Below are 15,786 nucleotides of genomic sequence, written 5' to 3'. Positions count from 1 at the left end.
ATAGGAGTTGATCAAGATGAGCGCATCCGAACAATCGGCGGAACCGACGCTATGGACCCCGAACGAACCGCAGCATCATCCGGACAGTCCGTTGTCCCAAGCGTTCGCGCAGCCGTTGATGCTCGGTCTGTTCCTTCCGCTGCAGACGGGCGGCTGGTCGCAGTCGACGCTGCCGAGAGGGACCGACTGGACATTCGAATACAATGCCCGGCTGACGCGGCAAGCGGAAAATCTGGGCTTCGACATAGCCTTCGGATTGTCTCAGTGGTTGCCGAAGGGCGGCTTTGGCGGGGAGACGCACTACCGTGAAAATTTTCTCGACCCGTTCGTATCGGCGGTCGCATTGGCATCGGTGACGCGGCGAATTCTGCTGATGGGCACGATTCACATTCTGTACGGCCCGTGGCATCCGATGCACCTAGCGAAGTTCTTGGCCACGGCCGATCATATCTCGAAGGGACGATTCGGCGCGAATATCGTCACGGGCTATGCGGAGAACGAACCGCGCATGTTCGGATTAAGCCGGGCCGAGCATGACCTGCGTTACGCGAAGTCGGCCGAGTTTACCCGCATCTGCAACGCGCTGTGGTCGGGCGTCGACAATCTGACGTACAAGGGCGATTTCTACTCGCTGGAGAATGCCTACGTCTCGCCGCGTCCGCTTTACGGCCGCCCGGTGCTGGCGACGGCGTCAGGGTCGCCTGCAGGGTTCGATTACGCGTCGAGATACTCGGACATCGTGTTCGTCTCGAGCCCTGCCGGGGAGAAGCTCACGGACGCGCTGCCGAAACTGCCGGCCCACGTGGCGACCGTCAAGGACGCGGCGGCGGCCCGCAACCGGCAGGTGCGTGTCATTATCAATCCGACGATCATCGTGCGTCCGACGCGCGAAGAAGCTTTCGCGTATTATCAGTCGATCATGGATCACGCCGATTTGGGTTCGATCCGCAACTTTACGTCTCGACACGCGGCAGGTGACAGCCAGTCCTGGTTGGAGCATTCGGCCAAGGGCCGTGCCGTAGGCGGGCATCTGCATATCGTCGGCTCGCCGGAGGACGTGGCGGAGCAACTGAAGCAGCTTCACGCGACGGGCATCGACGGCATTCAGATCACGTTCTACGATTACGAGCCCGAGCTTGCCTACTTCGGCGAGAGCGTCATCCCGCTGCTGGAGGAGGCCGGTCTGCGGCTGCCAGTCAAGCTAGACGAATAAGCCTAACACTCGGTCGTCAAGCCGTACGATCGCGGCACTCCGAAAACAACCACTGTGAGTTAGTCACAGTGGTTGTTTTATTGAACATTCGTCATTCAAGCGGATTGTTTGGTCGGAGCAACGTCCGCATGTGCGGTGACGGGGCTCGAGGTCACGTGGACATTTCACTTAATGACTTTGAGCTTTGTGGTTGACGTTTTTTGGAAGACGGTGCTAGTATGATCATAATTCATAGTATCGCGATGCGAATATTTGAAGTTGATAACTATTGCTGCACAATCCTGCGCATCGGCAGCGGTAGACGATTATGCCGATCGAGATCGCAAGGAGGAAGATGCATGGCGAAGTTAGGGAGCGGCGGTCGGACGGTGCCGTCGCACGGCGAAGCGGAGAGTTCCTGGCGTAAAAGCTCGTTCGATGCTGCCGAAGTGTTCCGCCTGCTGGAGGAAAAAGAAGGAGAATGGATTGCCCTGCGCAGGGACTTTCACCGCCATCCCGAGCTGATGTACGCAGTGGACCGGACCGCCGCGCGGGTAGCCGGATTGCTCGCTGAATACGGATTGGCGGTGCGGGAGCGGGTAGGCGATCACTTCGGAAAGGGGGTCGTCGGGGTGTTGGAAGGAGGGCGCCCCGGGCCTGTCGTCCTGCTGCGAGCGGATATGGACGCACTTCCGATTCGGGAGGCGGGCGGATCCGAATACCGTTCGGAGATCGACGGAGCGATGCATGCTTGCGGACATGACGCTCACACGACGATGCTGTTGGCGGCGGCATACGGCCTCAGCCGCCGCCGCGAAAATTTGGCCGGCAAAGTGCTGTTCGTCTTCCAGCCGGCGGAGGAGGGGGCGGCGCCCAGCCCGAAGGACGGCGAGCTGCGCAGCGGCGGCCGGGATCTGGCGGAGAGCGGTGTCGCCGACGAAGCGACCGCCGCTTTTGCTTTGCACGTATGGCCGGAGCTTCCGGTCGGGCAGCTCGCGATTCATCAACGGGAAGCGATGGCGGCTTCGAGTCACTTTCAAGTCGTGTTTCACGGCCGTTCGGGTCATCACGGAGCACCGCACCTGGCAGCGGACGCCGTGCTCATGGCCGCTCACTTCGTTGTCGAGACGCACAGTGCCGTAGCGGCAGCGGTTCCTCCGTTGGAGCCTTTCTCGTTTGCCTTCGGAAAACTTCAAGCGGGGACGGTCGGCAATGCGATCGCCGATTCGGGAGAGGTGCTGGGCACCTATCGCGCCTTCGATCCGGAGACGGTTTTTCGTGTCCGGTCGCTGCTTCAGCGATGCGCGGAGGGGTGCGCCGAGCGATTCGGAGGAACGTGCGAGCTACGTTGGCGGATGGGCAAGGCGCTGATCAACGACAGCGGAGCGGTCGAGGCTGTCGCGAAGTCCGGGGCCAAGATTTTCGGGGAGGAGCGAGTCGTTCGGCTTGACAAACCGAGCCTGGCCGGCGAAGACTTCGCCTATTATCTCGACAAGGCGCCCGGAGCGATGGCTCTGCTCGGGATTCGAAACGAGGAGAGGGGCATCGTTCATCCGCTTCATCATCCATCGTTCGATTTGGACGAGCGCGCGCTGACGCTCGGGGCCAAGCTGTTCGTGCAACTGGTCGCCGATCTGCAGCCGAACGGGTAAAGCAAGGCTCGAACGAAAAGGCCCAGAATAGCGGCGATTGCCCTCATCACTGCCCATTAGCCAAAACAAGCTCTATCGGCTTCATCATTTTCAAGCAACCCAACACTTGACGAAGTCGCGCGTTTTCCTAAATGTAAAACAAATCATGATCGAATGGAGGACTTTCAATGGAAGAGGCAAAGGTCTCTGGGGCGACGATCGAAAATCTGGGCGTGCTTAATTTATGACCGACGATTTGGGCTACGACTGGTGGCGTCAGCTGATCGGAGGATTTTCCTTCCAAACCCTGAACCCTTTCCCGGCTTTTCGTTTCTGACGGCCGATTGCTTTACGGATTTCGTCACTCGACTCGAGGATACCTTGACCAAGCCTCATCCGTCATGGAATGAGGCTTTTTTTCGTCTATTAGAACTTGATCCCATTCCCGCGCTTTGCCAGAAGTGTATTGATGGCAATGTGAAAGAAAAGGCGCGGTTCCAGCAGCATCCGCAATCTCGGTGTTTCAATCTCGCCCAACATCGACCTCGACTATTGTCCGAGATAGAACTGTTCCCGGGTCCGTTCTTCGACTGCCAACGGAGGGTTATACTGATGAAGACTGAAGACAAGGTCAAAAACGCCTTCCAAGGGGCTGGAATATATGGAATGGATGAATGCGCTGTTCGAGCAGTACGGATACGTGTTGCTGTTTTTCGGATTGCTTGCGGAATCGCTGGCGCTGCCGTTCCCCGGCGAACTGGCCATGGCGGTCGCAGGCCATTTGGCGTATTTCGGCAATTCGAACTATTGGCTGGATGTTACGTACGCTTTTCTTGGCGCGACGATCGGCACGACCATAACGTATGCGTTGGGCCGCAAACTCGGTACGCCGTTTATTGAGAAATACGGCAAATATATATTTCTGAACAAGAAGCGTTTCGCCATGCTGGCCGATTGGTTCGACAAGTACGGAAGCAAAATTTTGCTGGTCAGCTATTTCATTCCGGGCTTCCGTCATTTTACGGGATATATGTCGGGCGTGCTTCGCATTCGATTCCGCACCTTCTTGTTGTTCAACCATTTCGGCGCGCTTGTATGGGTCATCGTTTACGTATCGATCGGACGGCTGTTCGGAGCGCAGTTCGAGAAGCTGCTTCACCTGATCTCGGCTTATTCGCGGATTGCCGTGGCGATCCTGGCCGTTGTTCTGGCTCTGGTCCTATTCTTCAAAATGCGCCGGGCTCGGCTGGCGAAAAGAGCCGGGCCGGCGGAAGCGCCGGAACCGGCATCCGCGGAAACGGAATTGGCGGAGATGACGGGGCGGGAACAATCGGTTCAACCCCAATCCGCGCTGAAATCTCGCGATAAGCAGCTGGCCGTGCCCCGTTATGCGGCTTCCAAAAGCCGGATACGATGAATACCTGTTCGGGCGTTCCCTTGCGGCAATACGACATTAAAATAATTGTCCGTCAAAACAGAAAACGCTCATGCCCTTTTCGGATATAGTCATCGTATCCCTCCAAATTAAGCAAGGCTTCCTTCACCTTCAGTCCGCCCGCGAATCCTGTCAACTCTGTATTTTTGCCAATGACCCGATGACACGGAATCACGATGGGGATGGGATTTGCCCCATTCGCCGTGCCCACGGCCCGAACCGCCTTCGGACCGTTCACCATGTTGGCGATGTCCGAATAACTCCGTGTCTCCCCATAAGGAATGCGGGTCAACGCCTGCCAAACCGAAATTTGGAATGAGGTGCCCCGTAGATCGATAGGGAGAGAAAAGACTTTACGGCCTCCTTCCAAGTACTCCTTTAACTGTCGCATGTACTCGGTTAACTGCGAGGTGTCCTGAATGAGAAGGGCGTTCGGTATTTTTTTGTTCACCCATGACCTTAATGTATCAATCGACTCGCTTGGCCAGTTGATTCGGCATAAGCCTTGCTTCGTAGCAGCCAAATAGAGCGGTTGATCCTGGAAAAATGAATGCTCCATGGCGGCCCAGTATACTTCAGTCGCAGTGCTGTCCATTCGAAGAAAGCTCCTTTTTTATCTGGTATTCACTCGGCGTACAACCGATCGTTCTTTGAAAAACAACTGAAAAATGGGATACGCTGCGGTATCGAACGGCAGCGGCGATATCGGCTATCGTACGATCCTTTTGAACGAGTAAATGCTTCGCCGCTTCCATCCGAGTATGAAGCAGTTCTCTTGCCGGGGTTATACCGGTCATCCGTTTATATACGCGATGCAAGTGAAAAGGGCTTAAATTCAGAGCGGCGCCCATCTCGCCTAGAGTCAAACTTTCGCTGTACCGATTTTGAATGAAACCGCGTATTCTCTGAACCATTTCCGCATCAGGGCCATGTTGACTTGGGTTGTCGGGCTGGCATCTTTTACACGCGCGAAATCCCGCTTGACGCGCTTCCTCGATGCTGCCGAAAACTTTGACATTTTGCCGTTTCGGAATCCGTGACCTGCACGAAGGCCTGCAGAAAATCCCCGTTGAAGTGATTCCCACATAGTACCTGCCATCGTAACAAGTATCGCGTCGTAAAATCGCGTCGTAAACGGACTGAAAGAGATCGTCTTCCACACTAACCACCCCCCCTTTGATAAACCACATTATAAACAAATGTAGGACTTCTGATAACGATTGGGAAATACGAGAGCAAGAATTCGATATTGAGGCTTGTCGCCGCGGAAAATAAGGGATAGATATATTCCATTTATGATTTGGGTGCTCTCGTCCAAGCATATTGCATGGATGGTGCATAAAATTTTGCAGCGAGGATGAAATGCGGTGTTCGCGCGAACCCTTATCAAGTCGATTCGTAAGATCCCATGGGAAAATGAGGAGAATTCGGAAAGGTTTTATCATTATTCTCCTAGGAGGGTAGATAGAGTGAAAAAGGTGAAATACAAAATGGGCAAATTAGGAAAATATCATTATATGAAAAAATATAGAGATATCATCATGTTTTTACCTGATACAAGAGCAGCTACAAAATCAACAATCTTTAGAATGACAAATAAATATCACTCGATATTCTTAAAACCGGACGAGGGCACTGGGGGTCACGGAATCTATAAGATAACCAAAACCCATAATGGCTTTGTTTTAAGAAGCGGTACTGCCTCAAGGAATTTTGCTACATTTGATGCGTTATATAGTTCGATTGAAAAGTTTCTATATAAAAACAAATATATTGCACAAAAAGGTATTGATCTGTTAAAACATAATGGCCGTTCATTCGATATAAGGGTGATGGTGCAAAAGAACAGAAACGGTCAACCCGAAACAACCGGTATCGTTGGGCGGTTGGCTAAACCGAACAAGATCGTAACGAACTTTCACAGCGGAGGCACGCCATTACCGATAGACACTTTACTCAAAACACATCTTACCGGAACCGCCAGGGCAAACTTTATAACGAAGATGAAATCTTTAGGGAGAAAAGCGAGCATTATTCTTGGTAAAAGTTATAGAAGTAAAAAAGCTTTCGGAGTCGATATTGCAATCGATTCAAATATGAAGCCTTGGATCCTGGAGATTAATACTAAGCCGGATATGAGTATTTTTAACGCGCTTAAAGACAAAACCATGTATAGAAAGATTTTGAGGTATTCAAAGTTCTGAAAACGGCCAAGATGCGGCCTTTGTCCTGAATTCCGTGAGACGGAGGCCGTTTCGTTTTGCCTGTTTGGAGATGCTTTGCGTCGGGTTCTTGCAATAGGGCCACCGCGCCAAACGAGGATGCGGCAAGTTTAACGACGAGGCGAATGATATTGTAGCGACTAGAGGTAGGAAGAAAGGAAGCCCCGTACGACTCGCGTTTGTTAACACGGATCGGACGAAGCTTTTTTTGTTCTTACTTTTCACCGACGAGTTTGAACTCGCCAGACGACGAATCACCAATCGCATAGTTTTTAATCGTCAGACTAACGGAGGTCGAGCCGTCCCATTTGGGCAAACTGTCAGGGGCTTCCGAGGCATAGCGGTTCTTAACCGCGTCTATAATGGCAAGACTTTTCGCACGCAATTCCCGATCACTCAAGTCGAACGCGCCTTGGCCCGTGTAATGCAGGTTCATTTGTGGCTGTGTATCCAAGTCGATGGTGACATCTAATTTATTGTCATCCGCAATGCTAAAGTAAGTTTTACTAACGACAAAGTCGTCGGTAACGACTCCGCCTTCAATATCATGCTGTAACACCGTAAGATATGATGCTTTTGCGATTGCATCAGCTCTATCTTGCAACGCGGCGAGTTTGCTTGAGTCCGCTTTATAAGCCTCGATCCTCTTCGACAGTTCGTCAAGTGACGTCTGCTGTGCTTCCGATTGCTTCTTTAAATCTGTGTTCATTTGGTAAAGATAACCGACACCGGCCACAGAAATGATCGCAAGGACAAGCGCGATGATAAAGAGCGGTTGATGAATTAATGGCTTCTGTTTGGCAATCGGTGGCGGCTCTTGAAAATAAGCAGTTTCAACCTCCATATAGATCCCCCTCGTTCATTTTTACTAGGCATAAAGACCCTATATTCGACAAGGGCCATCCAATTCCTTCCTCGAGATGAAATTAGGAATAAGATAGCGCCAGCGTTCGACAGAATGGGAACGAACGCACGTTATCAAACAAGCCAGCAATTCGTATTCATCATCGTCCGAGCCAGAAGCGGTGTTCATGAATAGGAGGTTCGTTCCGAAAATTCAATGTTTTTGAAATGCGTTCAGTAAATTTTTGAATGGTTTTCCGTTTCCGCCGGACCTACAATTTGAGTCGTGTCTGGGCAAAAAACAAATCGAGACGGAGGCTTCAACATGCAGCAGAAACGATGGAGGCGAGCGATCGGCCAGTATTTGATTTGTGTGCTTACAGTAGTTGCATTGCTGCTCAGCATTTTCCCTGTAGCTTTTGCGGATGCGGCCAAGGAAGATGTTAACCTGTCTTTGGGCCAAACGGCTACAGCTTCGTCAGTTCAGGACGCTGCACATAATGTTGAGATGGCGATCGACGGGAATTCGTCGACGCGCTGGGCAGCGAATGGCAGCTCAAAGCCGCAATGGTTGCAGGTCGATCTCGGCGCCTCGCGTAGGATCTCAGAGGTGGAGACATCCTTTGAATTCACCGATTCGTATTATCAGTACAAAATCGAAACGTCAAATGACGGCTCGGCTTGGACCACTTTCGCCGATCGGACGGGCAATACTGCGCTGGCCAAGGGCGAATATCGGGATACGGGCAGCGCTTTAGGCCGTTACGTCAGAATTGCGGTAACTGGCACCCAGGACGCGGGCATGTGGGCCAGCATTAAGGAATTTCGTATTGCTCCATTCGAGCAGGAGGACGTTGTAAATGCGGCGCTTGGCAAGGCGGTAAGCGCATCTTCGGCGCAGGACAGCGCTCATGCGCCGGAGATGGCGGTCGACGGCGATTCCGCGATGACACGATGGGCTGCGAACGGCAGCTCAAAACCACAATGGTTGCAGGTTGATTTGGGGCAGAGCTATCGGATCGTAGGTACGCAGACTTTTTTTGAATTCGATGATTCCTATTATCAATACAAAGTTGAGGTTTCGCAGGATCAGTCAACCTGGACGACATTGGCTGACCGCACGTCCAATACCGTTTTAGGCGCTCCATTTTATGATGACCGCGGCGGCGTAACGGGTCGGTATGTGCGCATTACGGTGACCGGACAACAAAACGCGAGCGTCTGGGCTAGTATCAAAGAGTTCAAGGTGCTCGCCACGTTGAATTTGGCTCAGGGGAAGCCAGCGACTTCGAGTAGCAACCAGGATGTCGCTTACGGTCCGGACCGCGCTGTCGACGGCGATTCCGTTGGTACGAGGTGGGCCGCGAACGGCAGCTCAAAGCCGCAATGGCTGCAAATCGACTTGGGCCAGCCGCTCGCGATTGCGCGCATAGAGACGGCCTTTGAATTTACGGACTCTTATTATCAATACAAAATCGAAGTATCGGACAATGGCTCTCAGTGGCACCTATTCGCCGATCGAACAACCAATACGGAACTTGCGAATCCCGCCTATACCGATCTGGGCAGCCAGACCGGCCGCTTCGTCCGCATCACGGTGACGGGCACCCAATCAAGCGGAATGTGGGCAAGCATTTACGAGTTCAAGGTATTTGGACCCGAAAGCCCGACACTCTCGACCAATCAGCTGATCTCCGGCGATTACCGGCTAAAGACGGAGACCGTTGCACCGAACCGATACGGCATCGGCATCTATCGATCAAATGGCGAACGTGTTTACGGCCAGTCGATGCCACAGTCGGTGCTTATCAAAGACAGCATGGGCAATATGCGTGCTTACGAATCGGCTTACACCAGTGCGGCTTGGACAGGAGGAGGGCTTACTTTAAGCGGAACCGTTACGACCGACAACGGGAGCCAAATCGGATTTCAGGACGTCTATACGGCGACAGCAGCCGGCGGAGGAGAAGGATCTTTTGTCGTATCACGCACCGCTACGGTCTTACGGGCTGACAGCAGGGACGAGGGGTTCAACACGAAATTCAGCTTGACTCCGGCAGCCCCAGAGAGCATCATGCAATACGATATGCTGGCGCCAGGGGTCTGGTACAAGCAAAATGCCGATGCGGTCGCGGGAGCCTTGGGAAAAGGCTTTGATGACGATTACGATTACATTCGCGAGATGCGGCTCACGCTGCCTTTCTTCATGATGCAGAACCGGAACAGCGGGGATATCGCTTCGCTCGGACACATCAACGCCGAAGACGCCTCGGGCGTTACGGAGAAAACTTCGGAATGGCTCGTTGATGGCTCGATTCAGTTCGGCAGTCTAGGCGTGCACAAGGGTACGCAGCCTTCGCTTGACTTTGTTTATCCGGGAATGGAAGGCGAGAAAAGCTATTTGGGCGGTGGCTGGACACGACGCAGCCATCCGGTGCAAGCGGGTTTCTCCCACCAATATCAGCTGGCGCTTCGGTTCACTTCCGGCACGGATTACAACGAAGCCATGAAGAATCATTGGCGATATTATTACGGCTTGTACAATCCACAGGTGCAGGCAGTTTCGGTCCCGAGTGTTTACAACAACGCGATCGAACTGTTAGATACCTACTCACGAGATTACAATGGCGTCATCGGCCTGCCGTTCAAGGCGGCAATTCCAAACGGACAGGTTACCGGTAATGGGATGGTCATGGGCTTCGTCGGGCAGCAGCTCCCGGCGGCGTACCAGATGATCCGATATGGCCTCCAGAACAATGATAGCGGCATCTTAAACAAAGGATCGGCGATGGTCGATTTCTGGGTAAATCACTCCATGACCCCGTCCGGCTTGCCAAAAATCTGGTACGAACCGTATGAGTCTGGCGGTTCTTTCCGTCCCAATGACGTCGATCTCCGTACCGTCAGTGATGGCATGGAGGGCGTCGTAGACGCTTATCGCGTCATGGAGGAGAACGGGCAAACGAAGACCGCGTGGCTGAATTATGCGCAAACGTTCGGCGATTGGCTCGTCGCAAACCAGAATGCGGACGGCTCTTATTACCGAATTTACAATCAAGCGGGTAATCCGGTCCATACCGGTAAGTTCAACACGACCAACCCGATCCGGTTTTTAATTAAACTCTACCGAGTGACAAATGATATGGATTACTTAAACGCCGCCGTTGCGGCCGGCGATTATGCATACGATCATGTATATGAGACGACGCAGTACGTCGGCGGTACGTCGGATAACAACAACACGATCGACAAAGAAGCGGGTGCGCTGGCGATCAACGCGTTCCTCGCGCTTTATGACGCGACGAAAACGGCGAAGTGGCTTACGGCTGCCCAAGGTGCGGCCGCTTATACGGAGACATGGACTTACGCATGGAACTACGAGATTACGCCTGGCGGCACCCGGTGGGCAGCGGCGGGAGACGCAAAGCCGCAGTGGCTTCAGGTCGACCTGGGTCAGACAACCGCGATCGAGAAAGTCGAAACCTACTTTGAATTCCCGAACAATATCTACCAATACAAAATTGAGGTTTCGAACGACGGCACGAATTGGACCCTGTTCAAGGACCGAACATCGAACTCGGCAGCCGGCAGTCCGTCTTACGAGGATACCGGCAGTGCGAACGCGAGATACGTGCGCCTGACCGTGACGGGGACAGAATCACCTGGAGACTGGGTCAGCGTATGGGAGCTTAAGGTATACCGCTCGTCCGACCATACCAACATCGCCGTGGGCAAGCCGACGACGGCTTCTACTTACGACAGCGACCGAAATGCGCCGTCCAAGGCGACAGACGGTTCTGTCGATACGAACGACTATTCGCCGTTCCCTGCGAGCGGCCTCGTCGGTCAAAGCCTTGTCGCGACGGGTCATTCTTATACGGATATGTACATGGCATACATGGGCGCGGCTTATTATCGGCTCTATCTGTATACTGACGATGAGCATGACCTGAACATGGCCCGTATCCTGCAGAACAATGCCAACCGTACGACAGATTGGAATGGTACGCTCGGCTACGCCTACCCTGGATTGGTAGAGGAGGGTGGCGACGTGACGGAGTTCAAGTACGATGGGATTGGTGTCTGGCTGACTTGGTGCACGGTTGCGCAGCTTGAGCCGCTTTCCCTGCTCGAGGATCGGTTTGGCAGCATGTCGATCGACGAGATCGAGCAGCTGCCGCTTCAGACTCGCAAGCAACTTAATGAGGAGTTCTAAGCAACAAAGGGGAATCTTTCTTTCCATGCCAGGTGCAGTTCATACAAAACGAGTCATCATGCGGGGACTGGAGACGCAAAAGCCAACGTCTTCCAGTCCCCGCATTTCTATAAATTTTTAGAATCAGGTCTCGAAATTTATGAACTGTTCCGCTCTCCGTCCTCCTGTACGATGAAAGTGTAGATTGACGAACCAACGAAAGCCGGCGAGTTTCTGGCATGGAGGGATTGCAGCATGGCGAGAAACGAGTATCCACGTCCGCAGTTCAAGCGGAAGAACTGGATCAACTTAAATGGGGGAGCCGTCGATTATGCGGCTACGGTAGGGGTGAATGGCCGAAAAGTAGGTGAGCACGAAGGCGGACATGTCCCGTTCTCTTTTCAGAAAATCGAGGAGCGGGACTTCAACCATCCGTGCATCGTCGCTTGGGTATCTCATAACGAGAGTCGGGGCGTGCCGAATGTTTTGCGCAACGAACAAGAACAACAGTTTGGGCAACCAAAGGTTCCGCTTGAGCGAACGAAACGAATGCTGGAAGGTTTATCATGAGCACTAAGTTTCGCAGCATCAAGCTGCCGCTCATTCTGATGACCGTGCCGTTTTTTGCCTTCATCTTACTATTTAATTATGTCCCTTTGTTCGGTTGGCTTATGGCATTCCAGGATTACTTTCCAGGCAAGCCGATTCTGGAACAGGATTTCGTCGGCCTTAAGCATTTTCACCGGGTGCTGACCGACGCTCAGTTCATGCATGCACTTCGAAACACGCTGGTCATCAGCTTTCTCAGCCTCTTGACCTCGCCCGCCCCGATGATTCTCGCGCTGCTGCTGAACGAAGTGAAGAAGATGAAGTTTCGCAAGTTTGTGCAGACCGTATCGTCTCTCCCGAACTTCATCTCGTGGATCATCGTATATTCGGTCTTCTTCTCATTCTTCTCGGTAGACGAAGGAGCGATCAACAAGCTGCTGCTGCAATTCGGTCTGATTCATACGCCGACTGACTTGCTTTCAAATTCGGGCATCGCCTGGTACTTTCAGACGTTGGTAGGCATGTGGAAGGGGCTTGGCTGGGGCGCCATCATCTATCTTGCAGCGCTGAGTGGGGTCGACCAAGAGCTGTATGAAGCAGCGCGGGTCGACGGAGCGAGCCGATACCAAGAAGCTTGGCACATCTCACTCCCGGGTATGCTGCCGACTTTTGTTGTGCTACTAATCCTCGGCATCGGTAATTTGCTGGCCGGTGGCGGCTTCGAGCAGATGTTCACTTTCATGAATCCGATGGTCATGGATCGGCTCGAGAACCTGGACACCTACACGTATAAAATGGGGCTGCAGGGCCTGAGCTTTTCTTATGCAACGGCGGTCGGGATCATGAAATCGCTCGTCAGCGTTTTGCTGCTATTGGCAGCGAACGCGATAAGCAAACGGATCAACGGCCGGTCGATTTTGTAAGGCAAGGGGGACAAAAGAATGAGGGAATCGCCGTCCTATCGTATGTTCAATATTATGAATTACGCCGCGCTCGGGTTGCTTGCGCTGGCGACCTGCTACCCGTTTTACTTTATCCTTATCTATTCATTGTCTGAGCCATCGCTTGTGGTTGGCCATCCGAGCTTCCTCGTGCCAAGGAGTTTTACACTCGTCAACTATAGCGAGATTTTCAAAAAAAATGATCTTACCGGGCCTCTCCTGATCTCGATCGGTCGAACCGTCATCGGGACGCTGATCACGCTGTTTGGCTGTTCGATGTTCGCTTTTGGGTTGACGAAGCGTGCGACACCCTTTCGCAAACCGATGTATATCGTCGTCATCCTGACGATGTACATTCAAGCAGGCCTCATTCCGAACTACATTTTGATGTATGAACTTCATCTGCTCAACACGTTCTGGATCTATGTGATCCCGGGACTTGTCAACGCGTTCTTCCTCGTACTCATCAAAACATACTTTGAGCAGTTACCGCCGGAACTGGAGGAAGCCGCAATGATGGAAGGAGCAGGTTACTTCACGGTATTCCGCCGCATTGCTTTACCGCTGTCGAAGCCGATTCTGGCGACGATCACGATTTTTGCCGCCGTCGGACAGTGGAACAACTGGATGGATAATCTGATCTACAATAGCCGGCAGGAGCTCATGACGCTGCAGCTCATGCTGCTACGCTTTCTTCAGACGCAGCAATTCAGCTTGCGCGATGCGGCGCTGTTGTCGGCCTCGCAGGATACGCTCTCGGTAACGCCGACCTCGTTACGAATGACCATTACTGTGCTCGTCGTCATTCCCGTGTTTCTCGTGTATCCGTTTCTGCAGAAACACTTCGTTAAGGGCATTATGATCGGCGCCATCAAAGGTTGATCTGTTACGGCATCTGCCGAATAGATAAAATAGAATTAATCATAGGGAGGTTGCACAATGAAAAGATGGCCAATCGCGACCGGAATGACGGCCACGCTCCTCGTGATCGCGACCGCATGCTCCGGTGGAGGCAGCAACTCAGGCAACAACGCAGCACAGGAAGGGAGTCCTTCTAGTAGCCCAAGCTCCTCGAGCGCGGCGAGTTCGAACACGCAACAATCCACCGAGCCCGTCACGATCAAGGTATTCCATGCCAATGCGGGGACATTGCCGTCAAATGTGCTCGATAACCCGGTCATGGATGAAATTGAGAAGCGTGCCGGCGTCAAGCTGGAGTTCGTCAACACGGGCGGCAGCCAGGACGAAGCCAACCAAAAGCTGTCCACACTGATTGCGACCAACGATTTGCCAGACCTCATCATTACCGGTGATATGAACATTAACAAACTCATGCTAAAAAACGGCATGATCGAACCGCTAGACAATCTGATCTCCCAGTATGGCCCGGACTTGACGGCCAACGTGAAGGAAGGTCTTGATTACAGCCGGCTCATGTATTCGGATGGCAAGGACGGGCTGTACTTTGTCCCAGGACTGATCGGCGACGAGAGCTTCTATCCAATGGGATATGACCTCGTGTTCCAGGTCCGCGGCGACCTCCTCGAAAAGTCCGGTCTTGGCGAACTTAAAAGCCTGGACGATCTGCTTGCGTACGGCAAGGCAGCACAGCAGCTCGAGCCAACGAACGCTGGAGGTCAGAAAACGTACCTTTCCGGTATTCCGTTCGCGGATCCGGGCGGCTGGGATTACGTCGATTGGAATACCGCACATAACGATGGCTTTGCTAGTGTCGGCGGCTTCAATTATTTAGACATCGAAAAGAATGAGCTGGTGCCGAGATTTACGGATGAGGACAATTCCTTTTGGAAAGCGATGACATTCTGGAATAAGGCGTATCGCGAAGGGCTGCTCGATCCGGAATCCGCAACGATGAAAGCCCAGCAAGTACAAGATAAAGGTAAAGCGTTGCGTTACCATCTTGGCCTGGCCAACTGGCAGATCGGCTGGCCAAATGATGTCATTCGCGGCAACAAGGACACGGAGAAAGGCTTCATTCCTACGTTGCTTGACGCGAAGCAAGACTATACGTTCTTCCGATTCTCTTCTCCGGTAGGCAATAACATGCTTTGGTCGATCTCTAAGAAATCGGACAAGAAGGAAGCTGTCATGAAATTCATGAACTTTGCGGCGAGCTGGGACGGCGTGGAGTTAATGTGGAACGGTCCGGAAGGGCAGCTGTGGAAGATGGACGGCGGCGTTCCGAAGCCGCTACCTGTGGATCCGAACAAGCCAAGCGATCCGGATGCCGCGAAGAAGGTTGGTAACGCCTACATGGCGCCGAACTTCATCATCAACGGCAAACCGCTTAACCCCGACAAGGGCTGGAAAGTCAAATATGGGGACAACGCGCCGGAACGTTACGTCGAGAACATGACGGAGCCGGAGAAAAAATATATCGCCGACCACCAACTGAAATATCCGACGCAAATTTTCGAGACACGCCAGCACTATTCGGCCGATACGTCTCTCATCGATCCGGTCAAGCCGGACCCGAACAGCGATGTTGCGTTGCTTGAGCAGCAAATCAAGACGTACTTGGACATGAATATCGCGCGTGTTGTCTACGCCAAGGATGACGCTTCCTTCGCCGCGGCGAAGCAAAAATTCATCAAAGAGCTGAGCAATATGGGCATCGAGAAGGTCATGAACTTCTATAAGGAAGGCTTTGAGACGAACAAGCAAAAGCTAAGCACGATGCATTAACCGGTCTTGGTTTAGACTTGTAGTGCGTATGCCGGCGTAAGAGGGGAGATCCTCCCCTCTTTTGCCTATTTC

General features: G+C 52.8%; 12 protein-coding genes. 9 read left to right on the top strand and 3 right to left on the bottom strand.

What is annotated here, in order from left to right; genetic code table 11:
• The first annotated feature begins 16 nt into the window (after positions 1–16).
• The 3 genes from H7C18_RS26145 to H7C18_RS26135 all read left to right on the top strand — a co-directional run bounded on the left by H7C18_RS26145 (position 17) and on the right by H7C18_RS26135 (position 4,240).
• Positions 17–1,213: an LLM class flavin-dependent oxidoreductase gene (locus H7C18_RS26145; RefSeq protein WP_185132071.1), complete on the top strand. Its 1,197-nt coding sequence runs from the start codon at positions 17–19 to the stop codon at positions 1,211–1,213.
• Positions 1,214–1,551: 338 nt separating this feature from the next.
• On the top strand, positions 1,552–2,844 hold the full coding sequence (locus H7C18_RS26140; protein ID WP_185132070.1) for a M20 metallopeptidase family protein: 1,293 nt from the start codon (positions 1,552–1,554) through the stop codon (positions 2,842–2,844).
• Between the two features lie 640 nt (positions 2,845–3,484).
• Positions 3,485–4,240, top strand: coding sequence for a DedA family protein (locus H7C18_RS26135; RefSeq protein WP_185132069.1), 756 nt, complete (start codon positions 3,485–3,487; stop codon positions 4,238–4,240).
• A gap of 52 nt (positions 4,241–4,292) precedes the next feature.
• On the opposite strand, the gene H7C18_RS26130 is transcribed toward H7C18_RS26135, so the two are convergent.
• Positions 4,293–4,853 carry a methylated-DNA--[protein]-cysteine S-methyltransferase gene (locus H7C18_RS26130; RefSeq protein ID WP_185132068.1) on the bottom strand — a complete coding sequence of 187 codons (561 nt, stop codon included), beginning with the start codon at positions 4,851–4,853 and terminating at the stop codon, positions 4,293–4,295.
• Positions 4,834–5,418 (bottom strand): bifunctional transcriptional activator/DNA repair enzyme AdaA, encoded by a 585-nt coding sequence (locus H7C18_RS26125; RefSeq protein WP_337913907.1) that lies wholly within the window; start codon positions 5,416–5,418, stop codon positions 4,834–4,836. Before H7C18_RS26125 ends, H7C18_RS26130 begins: the two co-directional genes overlap by 20 nt.
• Before the next feature lie 309 nt (positions 5,419–5,727).
• Between H7C18_RS26125 and H7C18_RS26120 the strand changes: the two genes are divergently transcribed.
• Entirely contained in the window at positions 5,728–6,462 is a 735-nt protein-coding gene (locus H7C18_RS26120) for a YheC/YheD family protein (RefSeq protein ID WP_337913906.1), read from the top strand.
• Positions 6,463–6,694: 232 nt separating this feature from the next.
• Here the strand turns inward: H7C18_RS26120 and H7C18_RS26115 are convergent, their stop codons facing one another.
• Positions 6,695–7,324 (bottom strand): hypothetical protein, encoded by a 630-nt coding sequence (locus H7C18_RS26115; RefSeq protein WP_185132067.1) that lies wholly within the window; start codon positions 7,322–7,324, stop codon positions 6,695–6,697.
• Positions 7,325–7,648: 324 nt separating this feature from the next.
• Between H7C18_RS26115 and H7C18_RS26110 the strand changes: the two genes are divergently transcribed.
• From H7C18_RS26110 to H7C18_RS26090, 5 genes are all read left to right on the top strand, one after another.
• Positions 7,649–11,539 (top strand): discoidin domain-containing protein, encoded by a 3,891-nt coding sequence (locus H7C18_RS26110; protein ID WP_185132066.1) that lies wholly within the window; start codon positions 7,649–7,651, stop codon positions 11,537–11,539.
• Positions 11,540–11,773: 234 nt separating this feature from the next.
• Positions 11,774–12,088 carry a hypothetical protein gene (locus tag H7C18_RS26105; protein WP_185132217.1) on the top strand — a complete coding sequence of 105 codons (315 nt, stop codon included), beginning with the start codon at positions 11,774–11,776 and terminating at the stop codon, positions 12,086–12,088.
• A complete protein-coding gene (locus tag H7C18_RS26100; protein ID WP_185132065.1) occupies positions 12,085–12,990 on the top strand; it encodes an ABC transporter permease in 906 nt (301 codons plus the stop codon). The genes H7C18_RS26105 and H7C18_RS26100 overlap by 4 nt, the downstream gene beginning before the upstream one ends.
• 18 nt (positions 12,991–13,008) lie before the next feature.
• Positions 13,009–13,890, top strand: coding sequence for a carbohydrate ABC transporter permease (locus H7C18_RS26095; RefSeq protein ID WP_185132064.1), 882 nt, complete (start codon positions 13,009–13,011; stop codon positions 13,888–13,890).
• A 57-nt stretch (positions 13,891–13,947) separates the two neighbouring features.
• Positions 13,948–15,714: an extracellular solute-binding protein gene (locus H7C18_RS26090; protein ID WP_185132063.1), complete on the top strand. Its 1,767-nt coding sequence runs from the start codon at positions 13,948–13,950 to the stop codon at positions 15,712–15,714.
• Positions 15,715–15,786: the final 72 nt, after the last annotated feature.

The organism is Cohnella zeiphila (assembly GCF_014212055.1).
Taxonomy (GTDB): domain Bacteria; phylum Bacillota; class Bacilli; order Paenibacillales; family Paenibacillaceae; genus Cohnella; species Cohnella zeiphila.
The sequence above is the reverse complement of the archived record's forward strand: the minus strand, read 5'-3'. Positions and strand labels throughout refer to the sequence as shown.

Bases quoted from the DNA above. Each gene is read 5' to 3' on its own strand.
- H7C18_RS26145 (WP_185132071.1), top strand. From the start codon at position 17: ATGAGCGCATCCGAACAATCGGCGGAACCGACGCTATGGACCCCGAAC.
- H7C18_RS26140 (WP_185132070.1), top strand. From the start codon at position 1,552: ATGGCGAAGTTAGGGAGCGGCGGTCGGACGGTGCCGTCGCACGGCGAA.
- H7C18_RS26135 (WP_185132069.1), top strand. From the start codon at position 3,485: ATGGAATGGATGAATGCGCTGTTCGAGCAGTACGGATACGTGTTGCTG.
- H7C18_RS26130 (WP_185132068.1), bottom strand. From the start codon at position 4,853: ATGGACAGCACTGCGACTGAAGTATACTGGGCCGCCATGGAGCATTCA.
- H7C18_RS26115 (WP_185132067.1), bottom strand. From the start codon at position 7,324: ATGGAGGTTGAAACTGCTTATTTTCAAGAGCCGCCACCGATTGCCAAA.
- H7C18_RS26110 (WP_185132066.1), top strand. From the start codon at position 7,649: ATGCAGCAGAAACGATGGAGGCGAGCGATCGGCCAGTATTTGATTTGT.
- H7C18_RS26105 (WP_185132217.1), top strand. From the start codon at position 11,774: ATGGCGAGAAACGAGTATCCACGTCCGCAGTTCAAGCGGAAGAACTGG.
- H7C18_RS26100 (WP_185132065.1), top strand. From the start codon at position 12,085: ATGAGCACTAAGTTTCGCAGCATCAAGCTGCCGCTCATTCTGATGACC.
- H7C18_RS26095 (WP_185132064.1), top strand. From the start codon at position 13,009: ATGAGGGAATCGCCGTCCTATCGTATGTTCAATATTATGAATTACGCC.
- H7C18_RS26090 (WP_185132063.1), top strand. From the start codon at position 13,948: ATGAAAAGATGGCCAATCGCGACCGGAATGACGGCCACGCTCCTCGTG.